Below are 24,678 nucleotides of genomic sequence, written 5' to 3'. Positions count from 1 at the left end.
CCCGCAGGAAACGCCTAGTGAACTTTCTGTGCCGTCGCACGCAGCATGTCCAGGGAGTCACGCAACTGCATTGCTTTTTCAAAATTGGCCATTTCCTGACGCTTGGCGGCGAACAGGATGGCATCAACATGAATGACCAGCTTGCGCAGGCGCCAGAACTGCTCGGCATCGACAATCAACGTGCGCGACATGTCTTCCAGCGCACCCACCTGTACGTATTTGGTATGGCGGACGGGATCATCATGCAGTTCCTCGACAAAAATCGGAACGAAGCATAGCTGCACGGAACAGGGCGCCGGGACAAAGGGACGCGTTTCGTGCCCGTCATAGACCTTGACGCGGCTGATATCGAATTTGCGATATTCCTGCAAAAGCCACGCCATCTGTACCGGGGGGGCAATGCTGGCGAAATCGGCGCGCGTGATATCAAGGAAGACACGGCGGTCGCGTATGATCGTCGCATCATAGTCCGCAAGCTGCCGGGCGTAGGCTGCTTCTTCCTGTGAATGCTTCATCAGGACATTATGTCTGGCGAAATTGGCGTCGCTTTGGCTGCTCCAGCCCAGATAAACACCAAAACCCGCCACCAGGCACAACAGGACCGGCAGGGCCATGCACATCCACCAGTGCCGCCTCATGAACGCCCACATACCCGTGCGCTCCAGTGCCTGCACCGGATGATAGATCATCATCCACCGGTTCTCCCTGACTGTATGCCCCGCCCTGACAGGAATGCATCATGCGTCAGGCAGTTTCCTGCCCCTTGCAGACAAGGCCGTTTTTCTGCGCTGACATACTAGCAGAACCGGCATGTTGCTGTCATGCAGGGATATATTCCCTGCCCCCCGATCTGGATCGTGCCCGCATGTCCCGCCTGTTCCGCGACCTTGCCATCCTGTCCTGCATCTGGCTGCAGGCGGGCAGCGCACAGGCGGCGACACCCGCGTCGCAGCCTGCCGCACCCATACTGGAACGCGTGGTGCTGGTCGCGCGCCACGGCATACGCAGCCCCACCCACCCGATTGCGGAACTGGATGCCCATACCCACAGGCAATGGCAGGCATGGCCCGTGGCCCCGGGCCAGCTGACCACGCATGGACAGCGCGACCTGGCGTTGATGGGGGCGGCGCTGGGGCAACATTACCGGCAGGCGGGCGTGCTGCCTGCACGGGGATGTACTGCGGGGGTGCTGGCGGTCTGGTCTGATGCGGCGGACCAGCGCACGCTGCAGACCGGAAACATCATGGCCCATGCCCTGTTACCCGGCTGTCCGGTCACACCCGGCAGTCTGCCCCCCGGCACGCATGACCCGGTCTTCAATGACCTGCCCACGCAGGCCGGTCCCGCGCTGCAGCATGCCATCATGACTGAACTGTCCACCACGCTGGCACAGGATCAGAAAACACGCCCGGCCAATGTGCGCCAGGCGCAGGCAATGGCGCAGGCCGTGGTACAGCCCGCCGGATGCAGCACTACGGACTCGCCCTGCTTCACGCAGCCGGATCGGGCCACATGGCACAAGGGCGCCCCGCACCTGTCCGGTGGGCTGTCACAGTCGGCCGATGTGGCGGAAGACATGCTGCTGGAATATGCGCAGGGCATGTCATGCGCGGATATCGGCTGGGGATATCCGGACATGCGCCATGTCATTGATGTCCTGCAGCCCGCCCATAACCATGCCAGCCGACTGGTCCGCCGCCTGCCCGTCCTGGCCTTTCCGCGCGGGCATGTTCTGGCGGGCATGATAACGGACCTGCTGACAGGCGGGTCCGTGCATGGGCCCGCTGGCGACATGATTGCGGTCACCACGCCGATTATCCTGTTTGCGGGACATGACAGCACGCTGGACATGCTGGCGGCGATTTTTGGTCTGGACTGGTCCTTTTCAGACCTGCCGGACCCTACCGGCCCCGACACCACGCTGGGGTTCGAGACATGGCGCATGCCCGATGGCCAGCGCCGGGTGCGGGCCGTCATATTCCATCAGGGGCTGGATGCCCTGCGCACGGAACAGTCAATGACGGCGGAACCTGAAACCCTGCCCCTGCCGGCCTGCCACCCCGGACAGGATGGCAGTTGTACGCTGGGTGATTTCACGCGGACCTTTACCGAACGCCTTGATGCCTATCAGCACAGGTGACGCTGCCTGTCATGCAATCTGAAAATCAAGGAATTACCTGGCAAGATTATTCAGGGCATTCCCAGCCGACAGAACCGGAACCCCGCCCCCGGCCGGGCATGACGCGCCAGTACATGCGCAAGGCGGGGCTGGGTCACGGTCGTGGCGATCCGTTCATCCATTTCCATCACGACAAAACGGCGTGTGCCGCCATCCGCCGCGTTCAGGTCCATGACGGCCTGCGCTGTCGTGCCTGAACCGCCAAAGGCATCCAGCACCACCGCATCGGGGGCGGGACACAATGCGCGCAGCAGGTAGGTCACCAGCGAAAGCGGTTTGGGATAATCAAAGCACACGCCACATTGCGCCAGTTCGGTTGCGGCCTGCTGCACCGTCCCCATGCCTTCCAGCACGGTCAGGATATGGCTGGGCTGCGCCTGCCGGTCCTTTTCCATGAAGACCGCCCCGCTGGGGGTCAGGTAAAAACGGGTTTTCAGGCCCTGCCGGTCGGTGATGTCACGAAACCCCGCCGCGATGAAGGCCGCGCACTGGCGGCGCGAACTCCAGCCACTGCGCAGGGTCACGGCCTGTGCCAGACGCCCGTTCCTGACTACGATCGGCATGTCAAAACGCGGCCAGAAGCCGGGATCGGTGGGGACGGGAATAACGCCATCGTCAAAACGGGCGGGAAAGCCTGCGGGCAGCACAAGGTCGGATACCGGATTGCGTGGTCCGTTCTTGATGATGGTATTACGGATGACCGGCCGTCGCAGCTTGCTGCGCGCACCGACCTGCGGGGCCAGCACGCAGCCGGGCACGAAGCGTCTGGCATCACGCGCGAACACCACCACATATTCATGGTTGGTCTTGATGCGACTGTGGTTGTCGATATTGCCGGTATTGACCCAGACAAACGTCGCCAGAAAATTTCCGGGTCCGAATACCTCCTCCATCAACAGGCGCAGGCGGGGGTATTCACGGTCATCAATACAGCAGGCAATCACGCCATTTTCAGCCATAAGCTGCCGCAATCGCAGCAGGCGCGGATACATGAGACACAGCCAGCGGTCCTGTCGTGACAGGCTGGCCGCCCGCTGCTGGCCAAGCACGTCCCCCAGCCAGTGCAGGGCGGCGGGATTACTGACGCTGTCATCATACAGCCAGTCGCGCCGCCCGGTATTATAAGGGGGATCAATCAGCACCATGTCCACCTGCCCTTCATGATCGGGCATGAGCGCGCCAAGGGCTGCCAGATTATCCCCCAGAATGACCATATCGGTCCCCTCCGCCGCCCCACGGCACAGGGCGGGATCAACCTGCAGCACACCCGCGCGCATCCGGTCCAGACAGGCCGTAACGGCGTGCTTGCCCTCCCATTCCAGCGTGGCCACGTGTCCTCCCGTTCCTGCCTTATGCCGGTCCCACTATCCCGCAATGCGAACCGGAAGGGGAGAGCAACCTGCGCACAGCGCGCCAGGACCGGACATAGCCGGATGTAAACGGGTCTTTTTCCATATATGTTACAGTCGATAATAACAAAAAAGATTATGGTCCGGACACAGGTGCTGGCCCGCAATTCGGGCGACAGCACAGAATATGCCGTTGCCATCACGCCCTTTCATCCCGCCAGTCCTGACAGGATCGCGACAGATCATGCACCTCTTTCAATCAGACTTTATCTGTCTGGACAGACCAGCGGAAAGCACAGGGAACCCGGATATTCCTGCCATCAATACAGACTGCGCCGGTTTCATTTTGTGGATGGGTGTCCGCACATCTCAAAAAAGACCGTTTGAAAAGCCGGTCTTTGAAATACCCCGCAATTCATAAAAAAATCCGGGTGCCGGTTTTTCTGGAAACAGGTGACGTTCTTTGACGCTTAAAAAAAAGCGTCACCAAAACTTCTTTATGTTTGGCCAAACGCCCTGTTGCGACGCGGGAACCCGTCTGCCTTCATTCTGGATAACGGCCGCTACGACCCTGCTTGATGCGGCTGCGATGCTGTTTGTTGTCCATCCGTTTTTTACGCTGCGTGCGTGAAGGACGGGTGGGCACGCGGTAAGCCTGCACCGTGCTGGCCTGTGCAATCATGTCCTGCAGGCGGGCGACCGCGTCCTCGCGGTTGCGGATCTGGCTGCGGAAACGCCGGGCCGTCAGCACGATCACGCCGTCGGCTGTCATCCGGCTGCCCGCCACCTCGATCAACCTGTGCTTGACCCGGCCAGACAGGGTGGGAGAATTGCGGGCATCAAAACGAAGCTGGGCCGCTGTTGCAACCTTGTTGACATTCTGCCCGCCGGGGCCGGATGCCAGTATGTAGGTCACATGTAATTCATCATCGGGTATGATGGGGGATGACATGGCGGTTTACGGTCCTGTCGGGCGGAAGGTATATCGTAAGCTTATGGGCGGCCCTGCATGGGCAGCATTGCTGTGCCGGCCGTTTGCTATCACCATGCCTGCCGCACGATGACAAGAGCGGAGTAGCACAATCATGAACGATGAGGCTGTCACGGACCAGTTGCGCAAGGCCCTTGCGCAGGCAGCGGGCGATGCGGCACAGGCCAAGGTGATGCCCGTGGTCAAGATGATTGCGGCCCAGCAGCTTGTGGTCATGGACCTTATGCAGATGCTGGTGGATGCCAAGGTACTGCATGCGGATGAAATTGCCGCACGCATGCGTCATCATATCGACCATACCGATGCAAAGGACATGGCGGCGCGGACCCTGTTTGAACAGGTGCGCGCCCGGTTTGCATCCGGTGTCAAACCCTCCTGATATCATAAGGAAGTGTGCAGATGGCTGATCATCCCCCCGCCCTGCGGGCCGAAATCGCGGCGCTGAAGACGGAACTGGCGCGTGTACGTGACGAACTGGCCGTGGCGCGCAAGACGATACAGGACCTTAACCTGAAACTGCGGCGTGAGCAGACACGTCCCCCCACCGCGCGCTGACACGGTAGCATGACAAGGTATTTCCCATCATGAATGAAGAACGCGATGCAGCCGGTCGGGCTGTGGTCTACCCCACCGTCAGTTGCGGTGCCGAAGCGGTGCAGGATTCCATCGTGGTCATGGATCTGTTCATGGCAACGTCACCCGAACACATGCCCAAGGGTAACAGACGTGTTGTGACCGTACTGCCGCCGGAACTGGCCCTTAACCTTGCCGAACAGTTGCGCAATGCCGCGGAACGCGTGCAGGCGGCACGTACAGACAAAAAAGGCTGAGAGGCTGTTAAAAAACAATAAAAGTTTTTGAGTGCTGCTTTCTTAAAAGCAGCGTTCTTCGAAGCTTTTTGAAAAAAGCTTCACCAAAAACTTTCCAATGATAACGGGATGTTTCCTGAGCGGACTTTTTTAAACAATCTCTGACCTGTTCCGCCAGAACTGACGCATGCCAGCATAACGCAGGTTGACCGCCACCTGCCCACCCTGAACGGTGGGAATGGTCATGGTATTTTCCAGCGCGCTGCGCATGGCCTTCTGGGACGCCATGTGCACGATGCCCACGGGCGGATGGGGAAAAAACAGGTTGGCAAGTTGCCCGGTGGTTTCGTCCAGCAGCCAGGGACCAAGGTAGTTGTGGCTGTTATCAAGGAAGGTGACGGGCTGGCCATCGATATAGACCGCCAGCGCCATGCATAGCTGGTCCTGTGTAAAGGCCATGCCGCGCCGTGGCAGGATCAGCGCCTGCCACCGTCGCAGCACAGGCCAGATCGTGGCATTGCGATGCAGGCAGAATACGCCTGCATTCAGCAGGGGCTTTGCGCCGATGCGCTTGCGGATATGGAAGGGCAGCCGGGCGCGACTGGCGTTCTTGTAAAGGAAAGAACGGATCTGCATCCACCCCGGACAGATCCAGCGCACCCCCAGCAGGTTGGCGATCTTGGCGCCGATTTCCGGTACGATGGCCAGTGCTCTCCCCTCACCCGCAGCAAATACCTGTTCCAGCGCACGTCCATCCTGCACCCATGTATCGGCATCCAGCCACGCGATCAGGTCGAATTCCGGCAGCATCTGGTCCAGCCACAGCTTGCTTATGTTAATGGCAAGGCTGGGCCGATTCCGGATGGCGCGTCCTGGGGCATAATCAGGGATATGGGGCGCGATGATCTGTATGCCCTGTCCCTGTAACCGGGCTACCTGTTCCGCTGTCATCCCGCAATCGATTACCCCGATGGGGGTATCGGCATGATCGCGTATGGAAGCAACCAGTTCGTCCACCAGATGGAAATAGGTGTGGTCGCATCCGGTGACGATAATCCGGCGACCGATGGCGGGAGGTGTGGCACAGGGGGCATGCAGCGTCATGCCCGGCATCATAGGGATAAGCCGGGACGGCGGAAATATCCCTTTGTCAAAAGCTGTTTTCAGCACCCGCCTTGAGATATCAGGCAAATTACAGAAGGTTTTTGCGTGCTGCCTTTTTCCAAAAATGCGGCATGCTTCGAAGCTTTTTGAAAAAAGCGTCACCAGAAACTTTTATTGCTTTTTTATCCTTCATGGCTTCGCGGCAGGAAGCAGATGATAGCGTGCGCTGAGTTCAGGGTGACGGAAGGCCATGATGGCACGCAGGCTTTCATGGGCGGCCCATGCATCGTTCGTGGTACGCGAATTGCCATGCATGCGGTAGCGGCACAGGATTTCGGGCACATAAGCGGCCTCGAAACCATGGTCGATGAATTTCAGCCAGAAATCATAATCTTCCCAGCCCTGGTCAATATGGCTGTAGCCATCCACATCCATCCATGCCTGTCGGCGGATCAGGGCCATCACATCAACATAATTCTCGCGCGCCATCTGGGCGGGGTCCCATATGTCGGCCGATCCGATGCGCTGTTCCTTGCCGAAATATTCAAGCTGGCTGTAGGTGGCGTCGAACCCGCCATCGCGCGCGGCATCATGCAGCCGGGCTATGGCGCGGGGATAGATGGTGTTATCCGCGTCCATCACGAACACAAACGCGCCGACGGCATGTTTGAAGGCGGTATTGCGGGCTTCGGATGGTCCCTGATTACGGGAATGCACGATCAGGGTGCAACGCCAGAAACGCTCACGGTTTTCTTCCATCCATGCGGTAATCAGGGCTGCGGATTCATCCCTGTCCGAATGGTCATCCACCACGATCAGATCAAGGGCCGCATGCGTCTGGGCCATGACTGAATCAAGGGCTTCGAGAACATACCGGCCATAATTGAAATTGGTGATGCATATGCTGACAAGGTCAGCCGGTTTCTTGCGGCGGCTGCGGAATGTAAACGCTGTCTGGCCCGTGGCCATCCATGGGGCGGTGATGCTCATGCCTCCGGCGTGCTCCATACATGCGAAATGAACCCGCGTATCCGTGTGCAGCGCGCACGGTTAAGGGCAGGGGTCTCGATTGCCTGCATGGCGGCAAGGCGCACTTCTTCCGCCTTTGCCTGACCATCGGGCGTGTTCAGCAGCCATTCGATCAGGTTGGGAATGTGGCGACCGCTTTCTTCAAGAAAATGCACATTGGGGCGAAAGACCGGGTGCGGCAGGCAGGGCTCGGATACCACCACACTGCCATTGGCCATCGCACCCTTGACGATGCGGTGCCATTCGAAAAATCCGTAATCATCACGGTGAATGTTCAGCGCGATACGGGAATGCCCCGCAACATGCGACGCAAGGCGTGAGAGGGGATTATCCCGTGGACTGCTGTCGATCGGTGTGGTGAATTTACGATAATAGAAGTAATTGCAGAATTGTGCAAAGAACCCGGCATTACGGGAAAAGAATTTCTCCCGGTGTTCCGATACGCCGCCAAAGAAACTGACATCCAGTTGCCGGTCGGCAAAGGGCGTATACCGGTCAGGACGCCTGCGACACGCAGGCGGCAGGATGCGCACCATGGCATGCTGCATGTCACCTTTTTGCAGGTAATCCCGTTCCGTGCCGATATTGGGGGTGAAATGGATGGCGGGCAACCCGGCCTGCCGGAAGCCTTCCGCCATCTGGTGACAGATGTCGATCACGCCTGCCGCCATCAGCAGGAAGGGAATGCCGCGTTCAAACCACAGGGTCTGTGGCTGTTCGGTATTGAACATGATGGCGTCACGGATAATGGCGCCCGTGGCCCAGCCCTGGCCCTGTCCCAGATGGAAGAATTCATGCGGGGCCACGAAAATGCATAGTTCGGGCCGGTCATCGGGATTGCCGGTTTCATCCAGCAGGACACAGTTCAGGCCGCTTTCGCGCAAAGTTGTGCAAAGATCGGATGCGATTTCATGAATGAATACATTCCCGTGGGAATTGTAAAAGACCCCGATACTGTCGGGCACCGGCCCATCGGGGGCCATGTAATCTGCATCATCCAGCCCCTTGGCCGCGCACAGCGCGCCCAGTGTGCGTGAGACATGCAGGGCACCGAAAATACGCCGCCCTTCCGGCACGCCATACAACAGGGCATGTTCGGCCATATCCGTGGTCGTACGTTCAATGTCGCGATTGATGTCGTGATAGAGATCAGGGGCGAAGAACGGCAACTGTTCCAGCGTTCTTGCACCAACACTCAGGTCTTCCAGATGGAAGCGGGGCAACAACCCATGATGGGCGATATGGCAACCACCATGTGTTTTCAGGAAATGGATGAAGGGGTTGCGGTTTTTTGTGCCTGCGTCGGGATACTGACGCAGGTATGATGCGGGACGAAAATTGCGGTTGGGCTGGCGTCCTTCCCGGAAGCCGTATCTGACGTAATGGAGCAGGGGATCGATGTTCGACCCGGCAACATCCTGATGCACCGAAAGATAGAAATCAGCATCAAACAGACCTGATTTCTCTATGGTTTCAAGATCCTGTTGCTCGGTCGGGGTCAATGTCAGGAGCGGCTCCGCGGACAATGTCTTTACCTTGGCTGGGACGGGATGGAATAACGGGCGGCAACACCGCCAGTCGGGCGCGCACAGTCATTCTGCTAGGGCAGATCAATTAATAATTGATTATCCGGCCCGCTTATTTTTTACCCGGATCACAGGTGAAGCGTAGGTTACAGGGCGTATCCTGTACCGGCATTACATAAATCACACTGTCGGAATGCAGGTGCGCCGGGCATATCCTTCAGCCTGCCACCCCATAAGGGGAGGGCTGACAGGTAGCATGGACAATACCCGGTCAGGGAATGCTAGATGACAATCAGACCAAGCGAGATGGCCTTGAGCACGGTCGTGACGCGGTTGGTGCATTCCAGCTTGCGCTGTGCGTTCTTGAGATGAAATTTTACGGTATTTTCATTTAGCGTCAGGATATCCGCGATATCCACTGTAGTCTTGCCATTCGCCACCCATGACAGACATTCGCATTCACGTTGTGTCAGCGGCGGGGCTTCCGGTTCCGGTGACGCCGTCAGATAATGATAATGCTGGTAATACTGCATGGTCAGCATTGAAAGGGCCGCCTGCACACGCCGCGACACCATCTTGCGTGCCAGTTGTCCGAAATTGACCAGAAAAACCGAAGAATCCGGCCCATGGATTGGCATGACAAACCCGTCCTGCATGCCCAGGTCATGCATGTCGGCGACCAGCGCCTTTTCCTGCTTCCTCACCGGATCGCATGCATGCCACCCGAACCCTGTATGGCTGGTCATGGCGCGGCGTATCACCGGATCCACCCGTCCGTAATTGCTACCCATATAATGACTGGTCCAGTGGGTGGGATAGCTGGATGTGGTGGGACGCAGGCCGCCGGGCCGGAATTTCTTTATGATACCCGCAACGCAGTAGAAATCCCCGATCTGGCTGACGGCCTTGTGGAACTGGGCTGCCAGTTCATCCACGGTGCGCGTGTTCAGCATCGCGTCCAGCGTATCCATGGCCTGGCTGTTAAAAAGGTCGCGATTCAAAAAACGTATCCTGCAATCAGTCTGGTTATGAAATTGTCTCCCTCTGCACGCCTATCATACCCGCAGGCATGACACCAATACCCAGTAATGCGCGATAAGGAGGCACCCGTGATAATGCAATCAAAGGCTTGCAGAACAGAAAAGGGCATCAGACCCTGTGGGGAAAATGGCCCCCACGCCCTGTCCGGGCACATTGGGCCATTCCGGATGGAATGGGCAGAATAACAGCGTGTGCATGATGCCTCTCCGTTGAACTGCGTGCGAAAGTTTTTAGGTATTATTTTTTAAATATGATATTTTCTGAATATTTTAAAAAAACTTTCCTCAAAAATTTTTCTTATTTCAAGATGTCATCATAAACTGAACAATCAAACAATCTATTATTATTTTGGTCTGAACGATTTTTTACAGCCGGTTCCATTATTATGGAAAAATCCTGATCTTCCGGGACGCAGTTTTGTCCGTGACATGCCGGGGACAGAACACAGGCCCGACCGACAGATATTGTCGCCCCGATCGTGTCAGACAGGAAAGGATATACGCGCGTGGGCAGGACGCATTGCCGTACCTGTCTCCATTTTTTGACGCTGCCGGAAATTAATTCTATCATTATCTGTTTATGATTTTAACCATTTGTGCTTCCGGTTTCAGGTCAGGTTATATGAATTCCCAGCCGCCCTCTCTGCCTCGTCTTGCCATTGTTGTTCCCTGTTACAATGAATCGGAAGTCTTTTCTTATTGCCTGATGGAACTGGACGGCTATCTTGGTAAGATGATCGGTGATGGGATGATCAGTCCCAACAGCTATCTATTATTCGTGGATGATGGCAGCCTTGATGATACGTGGCAGCAGATCAGTGTCGCAACCCGGAACCATGCCCACGTCCGTGGCCTGAAACTGTCATGTAACAAGGGTCATCAGGCCGCATTGCTGACAGGTCTGGCCAATGCCGATGATGCCGATGCCATTATCAGTATAGATGCTGATCTGCAGGATGACATCAACGCCATTGGGGAAATGGTGAAGTCTTATGCCACCGGACATGATGTCGTGTATGGGGTGCGGGCTTCGCGCCAGACGGACACGGCCTTCAAGCGCATGACGGCGGAAGTTTTTTACCGGCTCATGACCGTAATGGGGGTCAAGCAGGTCTTCAATCACGCGGATTTCCGTCTTTTAAGCAGCCGGGCGCGTGATGCGCTGCTGGAATATCATGAGCGTAATATCTATATCCGCGGCCTTGTACCACTGATCGGTTTCCCGTCGGCAGAAGTCTATTACGATCGCAGGGAACGTACGGTGGGTGTTTCCAAATACCCGCTGCACAAGATGATGGCACTGGCACTGGAAGGTATTACTTCCATGACCGTCATGCCCCTCAGGATCATTACGCTGACTGGCTTTTCCATCAGTCTCATCTCCATTCTGGCCATTATGGTAGTGCTGATCAACAAGATGATTGGCAATCCCATTCAGGGTTGGGCATCGGTTATTGTCGCCCTGTTCTTCATGGGAGGGGTACAGATGCTCTGCCTTGGAATTATCGGGGAATATCTGGGCAAGATATACCTGGAAACCAAGCGGCGTCCCCGGTCCCATATTGAAGAAAAAGAGGGTTTCAATAAATCATAGTTATTATGTCTTGGGAGGGATAATATATTTTCATTGCGTAAAAAGCCGGAGAAAACATGAAGCGCTATTTTCTGGATTTTAAAGAATATATAGACAGGAGTAGCATAGCATTTCTTGTTTTCGTTTTTGCGCTATGCGGACTTAATTTTGGTTTTCTTTCCCTGATTGCCCATTTTTCCCATTATGCCGATATCGCACACGCGACATGCCAGTGGGACTGTAAATGGTACACGGGTATTGTCCGCAATGGGTACGACAGATTACCACAGCTACACGGTAGTGATGGACTGACACAGGCGAACTGGGCATTTTTTCCACTTTACCCCCTGATGTCCTACGCAACACAGATGGGCCTGCATATCAGTACGTTGTGGGCCGAACTACTGGTTAACCTGGCTCTATGGCCGGTGCTGATTTATCTGTGTTACAGGGAACTTGCAGCACGCGCAGTTGATGTGGACCGGATCGGCTTCACCCTTTTCTGTGTCATATATCCTTTCAATATCTGGTATACGTCACAGTATTCGGAAGGGATTTATGGTGTATTCCTGATCGGCACGCTAATCCTGCTCCGGAAAAACCATATATTAGGGGCAGCATTTGCCTGTTTCCTGCTTAGTTTTTCCCGTCCAACCGGGTTTCCCACTGCGGTCATGATTGCAGGCTGGTGGTTTTTCAGACGTACTGGCATCACCCTCCGGACACGTTCCATTGCCTGGGAGCGTATGGCTGTTCCCCTGCAGGAGAGTTTTCTGCTGATTTCCGCAGCCGGGGCGGGACTGTCGATTTTCGTGATCTATCTTTATCATCTCATGGGGGACGGGTTTGCGTTTTCTCATGTGGAAGTAGGGTGGGAAAAGCATTTCAGCTTTTTCCTGACCAATTTTATTAATTCATTCCTGCAGGCAAAGAAAATAAAGCTGGGCCTCTATTTTATAGCTTCCTGCTATTTCATTTATGGAATGCTGGCAAAAAAATGGTACCTGAATTTTTCCATCATGTCATTTGTTGCATTGATGGTGGGATCGACAGGTCTGGATTCAATCGAACGCTATGTCTTTTCAAACCCATTGATGATTGAATTTCTGGCCTTCCTGACCCTGACGCAGGCCCGGGTCCGGCGTTGGTCAATCTTGACGTTACTGTTTGCCCTGCATATCGTTGTTATTGAACTGTGGTTCCATGGACATATTGCCCTCATTTAAATGAAGAAATATACATATCTTGCAATCATATTATTCGCATTCGATGTATTTGCGTTCATTCTGGGCATGAGGCCACAGGTGTCACCTGATTATCGGCATTATTATATTGATCATACCATAAGCATGAATACATACATCCAGCATATGCTGGGCAGATAAATCATGTGGTAACGACAGTGTCAGGCAGGGGTTCTGTATGTACCGCAGGGGCTAGGGCATACCCTTGCACGGTAACCTATGAACCTGCAGCAGAAGAACATCTGACCGTCAAAAGAGGATATATTGGGATAAGACCGGAGCAATCGGCGCTCCATTACTGAGAACATATAAAAAATATTTTTTGATGAGTGTTTTTTAGACGTTCGAAGGGTGCCGCCTTTTTCAAAAAAGCGGCGCCAAAAAAACTTTCATTTTTATCGGGGCTGACATCCTGATTGGAATGCTCGGGGCGTCTTCTTACCTATGCCAGCCCCAACAGTTTTTTATGCCGCTGCCTGCTTCTGTTCCGCCCTGATGCGCTGAAGCAGTGGCACGAATTCCGACAGATGCCCGATACGGATCAACCCCGGCCACTCAGGCGCGGGCCGCGACAGATCCCTTAGCAGCACACAGGCCATGCCCGCACGGCGGGCGGCTTCGGCACCGGCATCGGAATCTTCCAGTACGATACAGTTACCCGGCGGAATGTTGTCCTGTTCAGCCGCATACAGGTACAGATCAGGCCGTGGTTTAGGCATGTTCAGATCACGCCCGGAATGGATGCGGTCTTCATCCAGCATCCTGTCCAGACCCGTGCTGCTGAATTTTGCGTCCATTTCCGCCATGGACGAATTGGACCCGATACGCACCGGCAGGCCCAGATCAAGTGTGGCCTTCAGCATGTCTTCCGCGCCATCCACGGTCTGGGCGTCGGTTTTCATCATGGTGACAATGCGGTTCTGCACCTGCATGTCCCAGTCATCAGGCAGTGTCCTGCCACTTTCATGCGCGATGCGGTCACGGATCTTGGCCAGTTCGCCGCCGGTAAACAGTTTGTTTGCCTGCTCGTCCGTAATGTCCCAGCCATATTTTCGCGCTTCCTGCGCCATGATGCAGGTGGACAGGTATTCCCCATCGACCAGAACGCCATCACAATCGAAAATAACCATGCGCAACTTCCCATCGGGACGCACGGCAGCGGGCAGTTGATTATCGGATTTGCTATGTAAATTCAAAGTTCAGACCCTACCTTTCATGCACTTCCTGTACGCCGAAACAAAAACATATTGCGCCAGAAGCCATAATTTAAGGATATGATATGATTTTTTATATTGAAAGAACAAAATTTACATTTTTTCGTAATCAACAAAACATAAACATATGATATTATTTATTTATATTTTAAATTTATTTGGCATTTTAATTTAAATAATACAGAGTATTCTATTAATATATTTAAGTATTTCTTTTGTGTTACTTTAACGCCATTACGGCCCGACATGTATGCAACATGTCCGAACCGTAATGTATCGTACATATCCTGAAGACTACGCCCTATCCCTTGTGTGTGGCCTTCTGTCCTTTGGCAGGTTGGGGGGCGGGGGTATGTTCAGTCCAGCCGCCACCCAACGCGCGATATAGCGTCACAAGGTTCTGGTAACGCGACACTGCGATGGATATCTGCCACTGCTGCGCCTGCAGATAGTTACGCTGCGAGACAAGGGATGTGATGTAGGAATCCGTCCCTGCCCTGTAGCGCAGCATCGCCAGCCGGTAGGCATCCCCCGTTGTGGAGACATAACGGTCCATCTGCGCGGTTTCATCACGGTAGGTATCGCGCGCGGCCAGCGCATCCGCCACTTCACGGAAGGCGGACTGCACCGTTTTTTCATATGCGGCTGCCTTGGATGCCCGCATGGCGCGCGACGCTTTCAGGTTGCCGCTGTTCTGTCCCCAGTTCAGCAGGGGTACCTGCAGTTGTGGTGAAACACCCCACGTCGTAGCTGCCGAAGTGAACAGCTTGTGCGGCTGCAGGCTGCTGATCCCGTCCGATGCGGTCAGGGTAATACGGGGATAGAACGCAGCCTTGGCCGCTCCGATATCCGCATTGGCCGCCAGCAGGTCATGTTCGGCCGACATGATGTCGGGCCGATGTTCCAGCACATCAGCCGGCAGGCCCGGCGGCAGGTCCTGCATGATGGTCTGCTGCCCCAGCGGGTGCGCGGGGGGCAGGTTATCGGGGATCGGCTGGCCGATCAGCAGGGTCAGCAGGTTTTCATCCTGCGCCACGTGCCTGCGCGATTCATCACGGAAGGCGCCGCTCTGCGCAACCTGCGTTTCGGTCTGGCGCACATTCATCTCATCCGTTTCACCATGCGCGAAACGGGCCTTGACCATATCCAGTGTCTGCTGCTGGGACGCCATGGTTTCATCCGACAGGCGCAGCTGCGCCTGATCGCCCAGCCATGAAATATAGGCCGTAGCCACCTGCGATATGATGCTGATCAGCATCGCACGGGCATTTTCGCGCTGCATGAGCGCATGTTCCGCGGCTTCCCGCGACATGCTGCGGATACGCCCGAACAGGTCGATTTCGTAGGATGAGACGCCAATGCCCATCTGGTAATATTTGAACATGGGCGGGTTACCGGTATCCAGACCCGGCGCGAAGCTCAGACCGGCAGCATCCGAAGGTCCCTGAAATATCGCCTCGCCCCCGCCGCTGATGGCGGGGAACAGGGTGGCGTGCTGGATATCGTACTGCCCCTGTGCCCGGCGGATATCAGCCGCGGCCTGCCGCAGGTCACGGTTTTGCCGAATGGCGATGGCAATCAGCGCCCTGAGCCGGGGGTCGGTAAAGAATTCCGCCCAGCCCAGATTAGCCGCCAGCGGATTTTCCTGCACCGGATCGCCGGTATTGGCATAGGCAGGCCACGTCTTGGCCAATGGCGGCGTGGGACGCTTGTAGTGCGGGATCATGGTACATCCCGCCAGCAGCACTGCCGCCATGCCAGCCGTGGCGGCGCGCCTGAGTGTGGGGAGAACGGTCATCTGCATTACTCTCCCTTTGTCCGTTCGGACATACGCTGCACACGGAACAGGCGCAGCACGACCACAAAGAACAGCGGCACGAAATAGACAGCCAGCAACGTCGCCGTCACCATGCCGCCGACCACCGCCGTGCCGATCGCGACACGCGCCGCCGACCCTGCCCCCGTGGCGATCGCCAGCGGGAACACACCCACCACGAAGGCAATGGATGTCATGAGGATGGGACGCAGGCGTTCACGCCCGGCTTCCAGCACGGATTCCTCCAGCGTTGCACCATTTTCGAAGAAGGCCTTGGCGAATTCCACGATCAGGATGGCGTTCTTGACCGCCAGCCCCACGGTGGTCAGCAGCCCCACCTGGAAATACACGTCATTGGCAAGCCCACGCCCCAGGGTCGCGACAATCGCGCCCAGCACGCCCAGCGGAATGACCAGCAGCACGGCAAAGGGGATGGCCCAGCTTTCATACAGCGCGGCAAGGCAGAACAGGATGACGATCATGGCCAGCGCATAAAGCGGCCCGGTGGAAGAACCTGACGCCATCTGTTCAAAGGACAGGCCCGTCCATTCGTAGCCGACACCCTTGGGCAGCCTGGCCAGGATTTCCTTCATCGCGGCGATCGAATCACCCGAACTGTAGCCCGCTGCAGGCTGGCCAAGGATTTCAAAGGCGTTGAGGCCGTTATAGTCCTCCACCTTCTGCGGTCCCATGATCCACTCACCGGACACAAAGGCATTGAACGGCACCATGCCTCCCGTGGCGTTGCGGATATACCACCTGTTCAGGTCGTCGGGGATCATGCGGGCATCCGGTTCGCCCTGAATATAAACCTGCTTCACACGGTCATCGCGCAGGAACTGGTTGACGTAGATCGACCCCAGCGCGCCTTCGATCGTGGTGTTGATATCCGCGATGGTGATGCCCAGCGCATTGGCCTTTTCACGGTCAATGTTCAGGTGGAACTGCGGCGCGTCTTCCATGCCATTGGGACGCACGGCCGTCAGGCGGTGATCCTTCGCCGCCATGCCCAGCACCATGTTGCGCGCTTCCAGCATCCTGGCATGGCCAAGGTGGCCACGGTCTTCCAGTTCAAGATCGAAGCCGGTGGCGTTGCCCAGTTCCAGCACGGCGGGCGGGTTGATGGCAAAGATCTGCGCCACCGGATCCATCCAGAAATGCATCATGATGCGCATGGCGATCGCAGCCGATGTCTGGCTGGCGGCGGGCCGTTCGTCCCAGTCCTTCAACCGGATGAAGAAGGCGCCTGCACTCTGTCCCTGCCCCGCGAAGTTGAACCCGTTCATGGAATAGACGGATATGACATTCTTGCCCTCGGTCTTGAGGATATAGTCGGCAACCTTGCGGTTGACCGCTGCCGTCTCCTCCAGCGTGGACCCGGCGGGCATTGTGACCTGACCAAAGATCAGGCCCTGGTCCTCATCGGGCAGGAAGCCACCAGGCAGGCGCATGAACAGCCAGCCCACGCCCACGGTAATCAGTACGAACACCAGCATGGACAGGCCGACATGGCCCAGCACACGGGACACGCCCTTCTGGTAGCTGTTGGTCAGGCGACTGAAATGACGGTTGAACCAGCCAGCGAAACCAGTGGTCTTTTCATGACTGCCGGGCTTGAGCATCGTGGCGCACAGGGCTGGCGTCATGACCATGGCCACCAGCACCGACAGCCACATGGCCGCGACAATGGTGATGGAAAACTGGCGATAGATCACCCCGGTTGACCCGCTGAAGGCCGCCATGGGCAGGAAGACCGCCGTCAGCACCAGCACGATACCGACCAGCGCACCCGAAATCTCATCCATCGACTGGCGGGCGGCTTCCTTGGGCGAAAGCTTTTTTTCCGTCATGACGCGCTCGACATTTTCCACCACCACGATGGCGTCATCCACCAGCAGGCCGACCGCCAGCACCATGGCCAGCATGGTCAGCGTATTGATGGAAAAACCAAGAGCGGCAAGAATGCCGAACGTACCCAGCAGCACCACCGGCACCGCAATGGTCGGGATCAGGGTGGCGCGGAAATTCTGCAGGAACACCAGCATCACCAGGAACACCAGCGCGATCGCCTCGATCAGGGTAATGATCACATCCTTGATCGACAGGACAATAAAGGGTTCCGTATCCAGTGGATAAACGGTCTTCAGCCCCGGCGGGAAGAACTGTTCCAGTTCCTTGATCTGCTCGCGCACCGCCGTTTCGGTCTGAAGCTGGTTGGCCCCGGGCGCCAGTTTCAGCGCCATGCCCGACGCTGGCATGTTGTTATAGAAGGAGTGGGTATTGTAGGTCTGCGGCCCCAGTTCCACATGGGCAACATCGCGGATACGCACCTGTGATCCGTCCTGCTGCACCTTGAGCAGGATCTTCTCGAATTCCTCGGGGGAGCGCAGACGCGTCGGCCCGATGATGGTGGCATCCAGACGCGCGCCCTTCACGGCAGGCACGCCGCCAAGTTCACCGGACGAAACCTGAATGTTCTGTGTCTGGATGCCGGCCTGCACATCGCCCACCGTCAGGCCATATTTGTACAGCTTCGACGGATCAAGCCAGATGCGCATGGCATATTCAGAACCGAACAGCGTATGGTCACCCACACCCGTCACACGACTGAGCGGATCGGAAATGTTGGACGCCACGTAATCGGCGATATCCGCACCGCTCATGCTGTTATCAGTCGAAATGAATGCGATGACCATCATGAAGTTCTTGACGGCCTTCGTGATGCTCAGTCCCTGTGCCGTCACTTCCTGCGGCAGCTTGGGCTGCGCAAGCTGCAGCTTGTTCTGCACCTGCACCTGCGCGATGTCGGGATTGGTTCCCTGTGCGAAGGTCAGGTCGATTTCCATCTGTCCTGATGCGTAAGACTGCGAGGAAATATATTCCAGATGATCAAGCCCGAACATCTGCTGCAGGATGGGGCGCACGACCGTATCGTTCACCGTATCGGCCGAAGCGCCGGGATAGGTGACCGAAATCGCGATCTGTGGCGGGGCGATGCTGGGATACTGGGCGATTGGCAGGCGGAAGATCGAAACCGCGCCCACCAGCATGATGATCAGCCCGATCACCCATGCGAAAACGGGCCGGTCAATAAAAAAGCGCGACAGAGACATGGGGGCTTATCCTGCCTTGGACGGGGCGGACACATCCGCTGGGGTCACGGTATCGCCGGGATGGATCTTCTGCAGGCCCTCGACGACCACACGGTCGCCACCCTTCAGGCCGTCCGTCACCAGCCAGTTCGTGCCGATGGCCTGACTGACGGTGATGGGCCGCAGATTTACCTTGTTGTCGGCGTCAACCACCCATACCTGCGGGTCACCATGGGAGTTACGCTGCACCGCCTGCTGCGGCACCAGCAGGGCGTTGGGGTCTGTTCCCTCGGCCAGCTGGGCATGGACATACATGCCCGGCAGCAGAAGGCGGTCAGGATTGGGCATGACAGCACGCACCACGACCGTGGCGGTCGATTCGTCAACATTCACTTCCGAAAATTCCATCCGACCGGAGTGTTCGTACGTAGTACCGTCTTCCAGCGAAATGGTAATGGCGGCGGCGTTATCGCCTGCACGCGTCAGCCGACCCTGCGCCAGTTCACGCTTGAAGCGCAGCAGTTCGGTCGCGGGCAGGTTCACGTCCACGTAAATCGGGTCAAGCCGGGTCACGATGGCAACGTTATTCGTCTGGTTGGCGGTCACCAGCGCACCCACGGTCAGGATGGAACGGCCGATACGCCCGGTGATCGGCGCATTCATGTGGGTATAGCCCAGATCGACCGTCGCACGTTCCAGCTGCCCCCTGGCGGTCAGGACATCACCCTGTGCTGCGCGTTCTGCGGCCAGCGCATCATCATATTCCTGCTGGCTGACGGCATGGGCCTTGAGCAATGGCCCATAGCGGTTCAGCTTGGCACGGGCGGTGACTTCACTGCCCTGTGCGTGCAGGAGCTGACCCTGTGCGCTATCCACTGCCGCCTGATACACACGGGGATCGATCTGGTACAGCTGCTGCCCTGCCTGCACATCGGTACCTTCGACAAACAGGCGCTGCTGGATGACACCGCTGACCTGTGGGCGGACCTGCGCGATTTCAAAGGCTTCGGTACGCCCCGGCAGCATCGTGTGGATTTCCACCGGTTCCGCCTTGAGCGTCACGATCTTGACCGGCTGTGGCGGAAGCTTGGGGGGAGCAGCATGCCGCTGACATGCTGCCAGAGCAAGTATCAAAGCCGCCGGGGCTACGACACGGGAATAATGCATCATGGTCACCAACCGGCTTGTAGGCCGTTATATATAAAATGTTTCTGAATCACGGGTATGCCGTTTTCCCGCACATAGCCGCCATAAGAAAGCCAAATAACGAAACCATTTGGTTTTCAATGAATAGAAAACTATATCGTATCCATAAGCCGGTCAAGCAGGACACCCACACAAAAGCGGTCGGAGCATATTACGAATGAGCAAGAATGAACATAACGCCCCCGCGACTGCGCCGCACGATTGCGAAAACCGCCGACGTGGACCGGGCCGACCGCCAGAAATGGAAGAGTGCGAACGTCGGGAACGAATCCTGGATGCCGCAAGCGAGGTGCTGCAGCAATGCGGCTACCATGCGGCCTCGATGGACAAGGTGGCGCAGCATTCCGCCATGTCCAAGCGCACGCTGTACCAGATGTTCCATTCCAAGCAGGACCTGTTTCATGCCCTGATTAACAGCCGGCTGTTCAACGTCACGCCGGATGAGTGCCACTACCGTGAGAACCCGGCAGAGGAACTGACGGAACTGCTGATGAACCTTGGCCGGATCATTCTCCGTCCCGACCGGATCAGCCTGATCCGTGCCCTGATTACCGAATCACAGGAATCAGCGGATATCCGGCAGATCCTGACCAGCCTGCGCGCGGGGGGAAAGGGAAACGTGCTGACCAGCTGGCTGGAACGTTATGTACGCCAGCACCATTATGTGGTGGAAGACATATATATGTACAGCAACATGCTGTTTGGCATGAGCATAGGCGACCTGATGCTGCAGAGCCTGGCCTGCGCATCCGAATCCTCATGGATTGAAGAAAACATGCGCCCGCGCTTTCACCGTGCGGCGCGAATTTTCCTGGCAGGTTTCCAGCAGGACTGTAATACGTTCGCTACTTCATTCCGACAGGAATCCTAAAGCTTCTGGCGCATTTCCTGCCGGATCGCGTTACACTTTTTAGTAAAGACGCTGGCTTGTGATGCCGTCATGAAGTTGATGATAAATGCTCCGATGAGCGAGCAGAATGACAGGGAAATAACTATTTTTCCTGTCGTGCCAATGACGACATCATAATATTCTGCTGAATACCATAGCAAAAACATGCTGAGGACAGCGCCCAGAAAACCAAGAATGCCAGTAGAATGAATAAGGGAATCTTCTTCATTACTGAAGGCGGATGATTCCTTCCACAGCATATACAGCTTCTCGTTCATTTCATCCACCTGGCAGTCATGTTCCAGCTGTGCCGCACTGGTCACCTTGCCCGGTGCAGAACGATGCATGTCCAGTTCCTGCTGCGCCTTTGCAAACACCCGCCGACGCTCTTTTATGGCGGGCAGACTGATATCTACAAAGCTGAGAATCGCCACATTCAAGCCTGCTGATAACTGGACAACCGCCTGAAAATCGCCCCATGTCTGATTCATGTGGCTTCCCCTTTCCCACACATACCTGCCTTCACGATACTGTAAGGAAAAGCAGAGCAGGAGATCGCAAAACCGTTAGGCAGGGCTGCATTTGGCTACATAAGGACTTTTGGAGACCAAATACAAAAAGCCACCCTTGAGGGTGGCTTTTTTTGTGTCTTTTCAGACGTTTATTGTTGGTTGCGGGGATAGGATTTGAACCTATGACCTTCAGGTTATGAGCCTGACGAGCTACCGGGCTGCTCCACCCCGCGGTGGTGAGGGGTGACTGGAAGACCTGGCGGCGACCGACTTTCCCGTGCCTTAAGGCACAGTATCATGGGCGCTGGGGTGTTTCACGGCCGAGTTCGGGATGGGATCGGGTGGATCATTCCCCGCCATGGCCACCAGGTCATCCAGTCATCCCTGGTTAGGGGCTGAGAGGATGTGATGGGTTGGTGCTTTTTGTAAGTATTGAAGAGTGGATGACTGCTGTGCATGTGTGTTGCCACTGTTGTGGCGATGGAATGAGCCTGTTGGGCGATTAGGACCAGTTAGCTGCACGCATTACTGCGCTTCCACACCTGGCCTATTGACGTGATGGTCTATCACGGCCCTCGGGGAGACCTTGTTTTGAGGTGGGTTTCCCGCTTAGATGCTTTCAGCGGTTATCCCGTCCACACTTAGCTACCCGGCTGTGCCGCTGGCGCGACAACCGGTGCACCAGAGGTATGTTCATCCCGGTCCTCTCGTACTAGGGACAAATCCTCTCAAGTCTCCAACACCCACGGCAGATAGGGACCGAACTGTCTCACGACGTTCTAAACCCAGCTCACGTACCACTTTAATCGGCGAACAGCCGAACCCTTGGGACCTGCTCCAGCCCCAGGATGTGATGAGCCGACATCGAGGTGCCAAACCTCCCCGTCGATGTGGACTCTTGGGGGAGATCAGCCTGTTATCCCTAGAGTACCTTTTATCCGTTGAGCGATGGCCCTTCCACGCGGGACCACCGGATCACTATGGCCGACTTTCGTCTCTGATCGAGCTGTCACTCTCACAGTCAGGCGGGCTTATGCCATTGCACTCGACAGCCGGTTTCCGACCGGCCTGAGCCCACCATCGCGCGCCTCCGTTACACTTTGGGAGGCGACCGCCCCAGTCAAACTGCCCACCATGCAGGGTCCCGGACCTGGCTAACAGGCCTCGGTTAGACATCAGAAACAGTCAGGGTGGTATTTCAAGGATGGCTCCACCGGAACTGGCGCCCCGGTTTCAAAGCCTCCCACCTATCCTACACAGAATGTCTCTGATGCCACTGCAAAGCTGCAGTAAAGGTTCATAGGGTCTTTCCGTCTGACCGCGGGTACCCCGCATCTTCACGGGGAATTCAATTTCGCTGAGCCGATGCTGGAGACAGCGGGGAAGTCGTTACGCCATTCGTGCAGGTCGGAACTTACCCGACAAGGAATTTCGCTACCTTAGGACCGTTATAGTTACGGCCGCCGTTTACCGGGGCTTCAATTCGGTGCTTGCACACCTCCTCTTAACCTTCCGGCACCGGGCAGGCGTCAGGCCGTATACGTCGTCTCTCGACTTCGCACAGCCCTGTGTTTTTACTAAACAGTCGCTACCCCCTGGTCTGTGCCACCCGCCAATGGTTGCCCACTGACGGGTCTTGCTTATCCCGAAGTTACGCAAGTAATTTGCCTAGTTCCTTCAGCATCGTTCTCTCAAGCGCCTTGGTATTCTCTACCAGTCCACCTGTGTCGGTTTCGGGTACGGTCTATATGCCAGAGCTATTTCCTGGAATACTCCAAAAGCCGGATCAATCCGATAAGACCCGACAACATATTGTATTCGTCACTTCTGGCAGGCCCGGGAATATTTGCCCGGTTTCCATCGACTACGGCTTTCGCCCTCGCCTTAGGGGCCGGCTCACCCTGCGCGGATTAACCTTGCGCAGGAACCCTTGGACTTTCGGCGACAGTGTTTCTCGCACTGTTTGTCGCTACTCATGTCAGCATTCGCACTTCCGATATCTCCAGAGAGGGTCACCCCGTCTCCTTCACAGACCTACGGAACGCTCCGCTACCGCGCATACATAGTATGCACCCACAGCTTCGGCACGTGGCTTGAGCCCCGTTACATTTTCGGCGCAGGGTTTCTATTAGACCAGTGAGCTATTACGCTTTCTTTAAAGGATGGCTGCTTCTAAGCCAACCTCCTGGTTGTTTTGGAATCCCCACATCCTTTCCCACTTAGCCACGATTTGGGGGCCTTAGCTGGTGGTCTGGGCTGTTTCCCTCTCGACAATGGACCTTAGCACCCACTGTCTGTCTGCCTGGCTCATACTTCCGGGTATTCGGAGTTTGGTTAGGTTTGGTAAGGCTTTGGGCCCCCCTAGCCCATCCAGTGCTCTACCCCCCGGGGTAATACCAGACGGTCTACCTCAATAGATTTCGCGGAGAACCAGCTATTTCCGAGTTTGATTGGCCTTTCACCCCTAGCCACAGCTCATCCCCGACTTTTTCAACAGGCGTGGGTTCGGCCCTCCAGTGCGTGTTACCGCACCTTCAGCCTGGCCATGGCTAGATCACTCGGTTTCGGGTCTTCTGCCAGCAACTCGTCGCCCTATTCAGACTCGCTTTCGCTGCGCCTACACCTATCGGCTTAAGCTTGCTGCAAACAGAAACTCGCTGACCCATTATACAAAAGGTACGCCGTCACCCCATAAGAGGCTCCGACTGCTTGTAGGCATTCGGTTTCAGGTCTCTTTCACTCCCCTCGTCGGGGTGCTTTTCACCTTTCCCTCACGGTACTTGTTCACTATCGGTCACCAGGGAGTATTTAGGCTTGGAGGGTGGTCCCCCCATGTTCAGACAGGATTTCACGTGTCCCGCCCTACTCAAGGATCATTCCTGACACTACGCATACGGGGCTATCACCCGCTATGGCCGGACTTTCCATTCCGTTCTGCTTCTTCAAAAATGACCACTGGCCTGTTCCGCGTTCGCTCGCCACTACTAGCAGAATCTCAATTGATGTCTTTTCCTCCGGGTACTTAGATGTTTCAGTTCCCCGGGTTCGCCTCATGCCCCTATGTATTCAGGACATGATACCCATCGCTGGGTGGGTTGCCCCATT

At 56.2% G+C, this 24,678-nt stretch carries 19 protein-coding genes, 1 tRNA gene and 2 rRNA genes (1 of these 22 only partly in view); 7 read left to right on the top strand and 15 right to left on the bottom strand.

Annotation, left to right across the window (positions count from 1 at the left end):
* Positions 1-14: 14 nt before the first annotated feature.
* Entirely contained in the window at positions 15-692 is a 678-nt protein-coding gene (locus tag ACE2AA_RS13625; RefSeq protein ID WP_395370136.1) for a hypothetical protein, read from the bottom strand.
* Between the two features lie 173 nt (positions 693-865).
* Here ACE2AA_RS13625 and ACE2AA_RS13620 point away from each other — a divergent pair, with 173 nt between their 5' ends.
* Positions 866-2,140, top strand: coding sequence for a histidine-type phosphatase (locus ACE2AA_RS13620; RefSeq protein ID WP_395370134.1), 1,275 nt, complete (start codon positions 866-868; stop codon positions 2,138-2,140).
* Positions 2,141-2,190: 50 nt separating this feature from the next.
* On the opposite strand, the gene ACE2AA_RS13615 is transcribed toward ACE2AA_RS13620, so the two are convergent.
* Together ACE2AA_RS13615 and arfB are read right to left on the bottom strand one after the other, a co-directional pair.
* Entirely contained in the window at positions 2,191-3,510 is a 1,320-nt protein-coding gene (locus ACE2AA_RS13615) for a site-specific DNA-methyltransferase (protein ID WP_395370133.1), read from the bottom strand.
* A gap of 562 nt (positions 3,511-4,072) precedes the next feature.
* A complete protein-coding gene (gene arfB, locus ACE2AA_RS13610) occupies positions 4,073-4,480 on the bottom strand; it encodes an alternative ribosome rescue aminoacyl-tRNA hydrolase ArfB (RefSeq protein ID WP_141261981.1) in 408 nt (135 codons plus the stop codon).
* 133 nt (positions 4,481-4,613) lie between these two features.
* Here arfB and ACE2AA_RS13605 point away from each other — a divergent pair, with 133 nt between their 5' ends.
* Genes ACE2AA_RS13605 through ACE2AA_RS13595 form a run of 3 tightly spaced genes read left to right on the top strand, consistent with a single transcriptional unit; the run spans position 4,614 to position 5,349 of the window.
* Entirely contained in the window at positions 4,614-4,898 is a 285-nt protein-coding gene (locus tag ACE2AA_RS13605; RefSeq protein WP_141261980.1) for a hypothetical protein, read from the top strand.
* A 20-nt stretch (positions 4,899-4,918) separates the two neighbouring features.
* Positions 4,919-5,074: a hypothetical protein gene (locus ACE2AA_RS13600; RefSeq protein ID WP_162851960.1), complete on the top strand. Its 156-nt coding sequence runs from the start codon at positions 4,919-4,921 to the stop codon at positions 5,072-5,074.
* A 29-nt stretch (positions 5,075-5,103) separates the two neighbouring features.
* A complete protein-coding gene (locus ACE2AA_RS13595; RefSeq protein ID WP_141261979.1) occupies positions 5,104-5,349 on the top strand; it encodes a hypothetical protein in 246 nt (81 codons plus the stop codon).
* A gap of 129 nt (positions 5,350-5,478) precedes the next feature.
* On the opposite strand, the gene ACE2AA_RS13590 is transcribed toward ACE2AA_RS13595, so the two are convergent.
* The 4 genes from ACE2AA_RS13590 to ACE2AA_RS13575 all read right to left on the bottom strand — a co-directional run bounded on the left by ACE2AA_RS13590 (position 5,479) and on the right by ACE2AA_RS13575 (position 9,988).
* Positions 5,479-6,444, bottom strand: coding sequence for a glycosyl transferase (locus ACE2AA_RS13590; protein WP_395370130.1), 966 nt, complete (start codon positions 6,442-6,444; stop codon positions 5,479-5,481).
* Between the two features lie 177 nt (positions 6,445-6,621).
* Entirely contained in the window at positions 6,622-7,422 is an 801-nt protein-coding gene (locus ACE2AA_RS13585; protein WP_395370128.1) for a glycosyltransferase family 2 protein, read from the bottom strand.
* Positions 7,419-8,987, bottom strand: coding sequence for a hypothetical protein (locus ACE2AA_RS13580; protein ID WP_162853824.1), 1,569 nt, complete (start codon positions 8,985-8,987; stop codon positions 7,419-7,421). The genes ACE2AA_RS13585 and ACE2AA_RS13580 overlap by 4 nt, the downstream gene beginning before the upstream one ends.
* Before the next feature lie 281 nt (positions 8,988-9,268).
* Positions 9,269-9,988: an autoinducer binding domain-containing protein gene (locus ACE2AA_RS13575; protein ID WP_141261976.1), complete on the bottom strand. Its 720-nt coding sequence runs from the start codon at positions 9,986-9,988 to the stop codon at positions 9,269-9,271.
* Positions 9,989-10,649: 661 nt separating this feature from the next.
* On the opposite strand from ACE2AA_RS13575, the gene ACE2AA_RS13570 reads away from it, so the two are divergent.
* Positions 10,650-11,621, top strand: coding sequence for a glycosyltransferase family 2 protein (locus tag ACE2AA_RS13570; RefSeq protein WP_141261975.1), 972 nt, complete (start codon positions 10,650-10,652; stop codon positions 11,619-11,621).
* A gap of 56 nt (positions 11,622-11,677) precedes the next feature.
* On the top strand, positions 11,678-12,826 hold the full coding sequence (locus ACE2AA_RS13565; protein ID WP_395370126.1) for a hypothetical protein: 1,149 nt from the start codon (positions 11,678-11,680) through the stop codon (positions 12,824-12,826).
* Between the two features lie 482 nt (positions 12,827-13,308).
* Here ACE2AA_RS13565 and ACE2AA_RS13560 read toward each other — a convergent pair whose 3' ends face one another.
* The 4 genes from ACE2AA_RS13560 to ACE2AA_RS13545 all read right to left on the bottom strand — a co-directional run bounded on the left by ACE2AA_RS13560 (position 13,309) and on the right by ACE2AA_RS13545 (position 20,136).
* On the bottom strand, positions 13,309-13,974 hold the full coding sequence (locus ACE2AA_RS13560) for an HAD family phosphatase (RefSeq protein WP_141261973.1): 666 nt from the start codon (positions 13,972-13,974) through the stop codon (positions 13,309-13,311).
* 385 nt (positions 13,975-14,359) lie between these two features.
* On the bottom strand, positions 14,360-15,862 hold the full coding sequence (locus ACE2AA_RS13555) for an efflux transporter outer membrane subunit (protein WP_141302119.1): 1,503 nt from the start codon (positions 15,860-15,862) through the stop codon (positions 14,360-14,362).
* Positions 15,862-18,987 (bottom strand): efflux RND transporter permease subunit, encoded by a 3,126-nt coding sequence (locus tag ACE2AA_RS13550; protein ID WP_141261971.1) that lies wholly within the window; start codon positions 18,985-18,987, stop codon positions 15,862-15,864. The genes ACE2AA_RS13555 and ACE2AA_RS13550 overlap by 1 nt, the downstream gene beginning before the upstream one ends.
* A 6-nt stretch (positions 18,988-18,993) precedes the next feature.
* Positions 18,994-20,136, bottom strand: a complete 1,143-nt coding sequence (locus tag ACE2AA_RS13545) for an efflux RND transporter periplasmic adaptor subunit (protein ID WP_141261970.1) — start codon at positions 20,134-20,136, stop codon at positions 18,994-18,996.
* A gap of 193 nt (positions 20,137-20,329) precedes the next feature.
* Between ACE2AA_RS13545 and ACE2AA_RS13540 the strand changes: the two genes are divergently transcribed.
* Positions 20,330-21,043: a TetR/AcrR family transcriptional regulator gene (locus tag ACE2AA_RS13540; RefSeq protein ID WP_227001092.1), complete on the top strand. Its 714-nt coding sequence runs from the start codon at positions 20,330-20,332 to the stop codon at positions 21,041-21,043.
* On the opposite strand, the gene ACE2AA_RS13535 is transcribed toward ACE2AA_RS13540, so the two are convergent.
* The 4 genes from ACE2AA_RS13535 to ACE2AA_RS13520 form a co-directional block, all read right to left on the bottom strand.
* Complete coding sequence (locus ACE2AA_RS13535) at positions 21,040-21,552, bottom strand: hypothetical protein (RefSeq protein ID WP_141261969.1); 513 nt, start codon at positions 21,550-21,552, stop codon at positions 21,040-21,042. The two genes, ACE2AA_RS13540 and ACE2AA_RS13535, sit on opposite strands and share 4 nt — an antisense overlap.
* Before the next feature lie 177 nt (positions 21,553-21,729).
* A tRNA-Met gene (locus ACE2AA_RS13530) sits at positions 21,730-21,806 on the bottom strand.
* A 21-nt stretch (positions 21,807-21,827) separates the two neighbouring features.
* Positions 21,828-21,943 (bottom strand): 5S ribosomal RNA (rrf, locus tag ACE2AA_RS13525).
* Positions 21,944-22,054: 111 nt separating this feature from the next.
* Positions 22,055-24,678 (bottom strand): 23S ribosomal RNA (locus tag ACE2AA_RS13520) (it continues 117 nt past the right edge of the window).

This window comes from Komagataeibacter diospyri (genome assembly GCF_043995075.1).
Classification (GTDB): Bacteria; Pseudomonadota; Alphaproteobacteria; order Acetobacterales; family Acetobacteraceae; genus Komagataeibacter; species Komagataeibacter diospyri.
The sequence above is the reverse complement of the archived record's forward strand: the minus strand, read 5'-3'. Positions and strand labels throughout refer to the sequence as shown.

Bases quoted from the DNA above. Each gene is read 5' to 3' on its own strand.
- ACE2AA_RS13625 (WP_395370136.1), bottom strand. From the start codon at position 692: ATGATGATCTATCATCCGGTGCAGGCACTGGAGCGCACGGGTATGTGG.
- ACE2AA_RS13620 (WP_395370134.1), top strand. From the start codon at position 866: ATGTCCCGCCTGTTCCGCGACCTTGCCATCCTGTCCTGCATCTGGCTG.
- arfB (WP_141261981.1), bottom strand. From the start codon at position 4,480: ATGTCATCCCCCATCATACCCGATGATGAATTACATGTGACCTACATA.
- ACE2AA_RS13605 (WP_141261980.1), top strand. From the start codon at position 4,614: ATGAACGATGAGGCTGTCACGGACCAGTTGCGCAAGGCCCTTGCGCAG.
- ACE2AA_RS13600 (WP_162851960.1), top strand. From the start codon at position 4,919: ATGGCTGATCATCCCCCCGCCCTGCGGGCCGAAATCGCGGCGCTGAAG.
- ACE2AA_RS13595 (WP_141261979.1), top strand. From the start codon at position 5,104: ATGAATGAAGAACGCGATGCAGCCGGTCGGGCTGTGGTCTACCCCACC.
- ACE2AA_RS13590 (WP_395370130.1), bottom strand. From the start codon at position 6,444: ATGATGCCGGGCATGACGCTGCATGCCCCCTGTGCCACACCTCCCGCC.
- ACE2AA_RS13585 (WP_395370128.1), bottom strand. From the start codon at position 7,422: ATGAGCATCACCGCCCCATGGATGGCCACGGGCCAGACAGCGTTTACA.
- ACE2AA_RS13570 (WP_141261975.1), top strand. From the start codon at position 10,650: ATGAATTCCCAGCCGCCCTCTCTGCCTCGTCTTGCCATTGTTGTTCCC.
- ACE2AA_RS13565 (WP_395370126.1), top strand. From the start codon at position 11,678: ATGAAGCGCTATTTTCTGGATTTTAAAGAATATATAGACAGGAGTAGC.
- ACE2AA_RS13560 (WP_141261973.1), bottom strand. From the start codon at position 13,974: ATGGTTATTTTCGATTGTGATGGCGTTCTGGTCGATGGGGAATACCTG.
- ACE2AA_RS13555 (WP_141302119.1), bottom strand. From the start codon at position 15,862: ATGCAGATGACCGTTCTCCCCACACTCAGGCGCGCCGCCACGGCTGGC.
- ACE2AA_RS13550 (WP_141261971.1), bottom strand. From the start codon at position 18,987: ATGTCTCTGTCGCGCTTTTTTATTGACCGGCCCGTTTTCGCATGGGTG.
- ACE2AA_RS13545 (WP_141261970.1), bottom strand. From the start codon at position 20,136: ATGATGCATTATTCCCGTGTCGTAGCCCCGGCGGCTTTGATACTTGCT.
- ACE2AA_RS13540 (WP_227001092.1), top strand. From the start codon at position 20,330: ATGAGCAAGAATGAACATAACGCCCCCGCGACTGCGCCGCACGATTGC.
- ACE2AA_RS13535 (WP_141261969.1), bottom strand. From the start codon at position 21,552: ATGAATCAGACATGGGGCGATTTTCAGGCGGTTGTCCAGTTATCAGCA.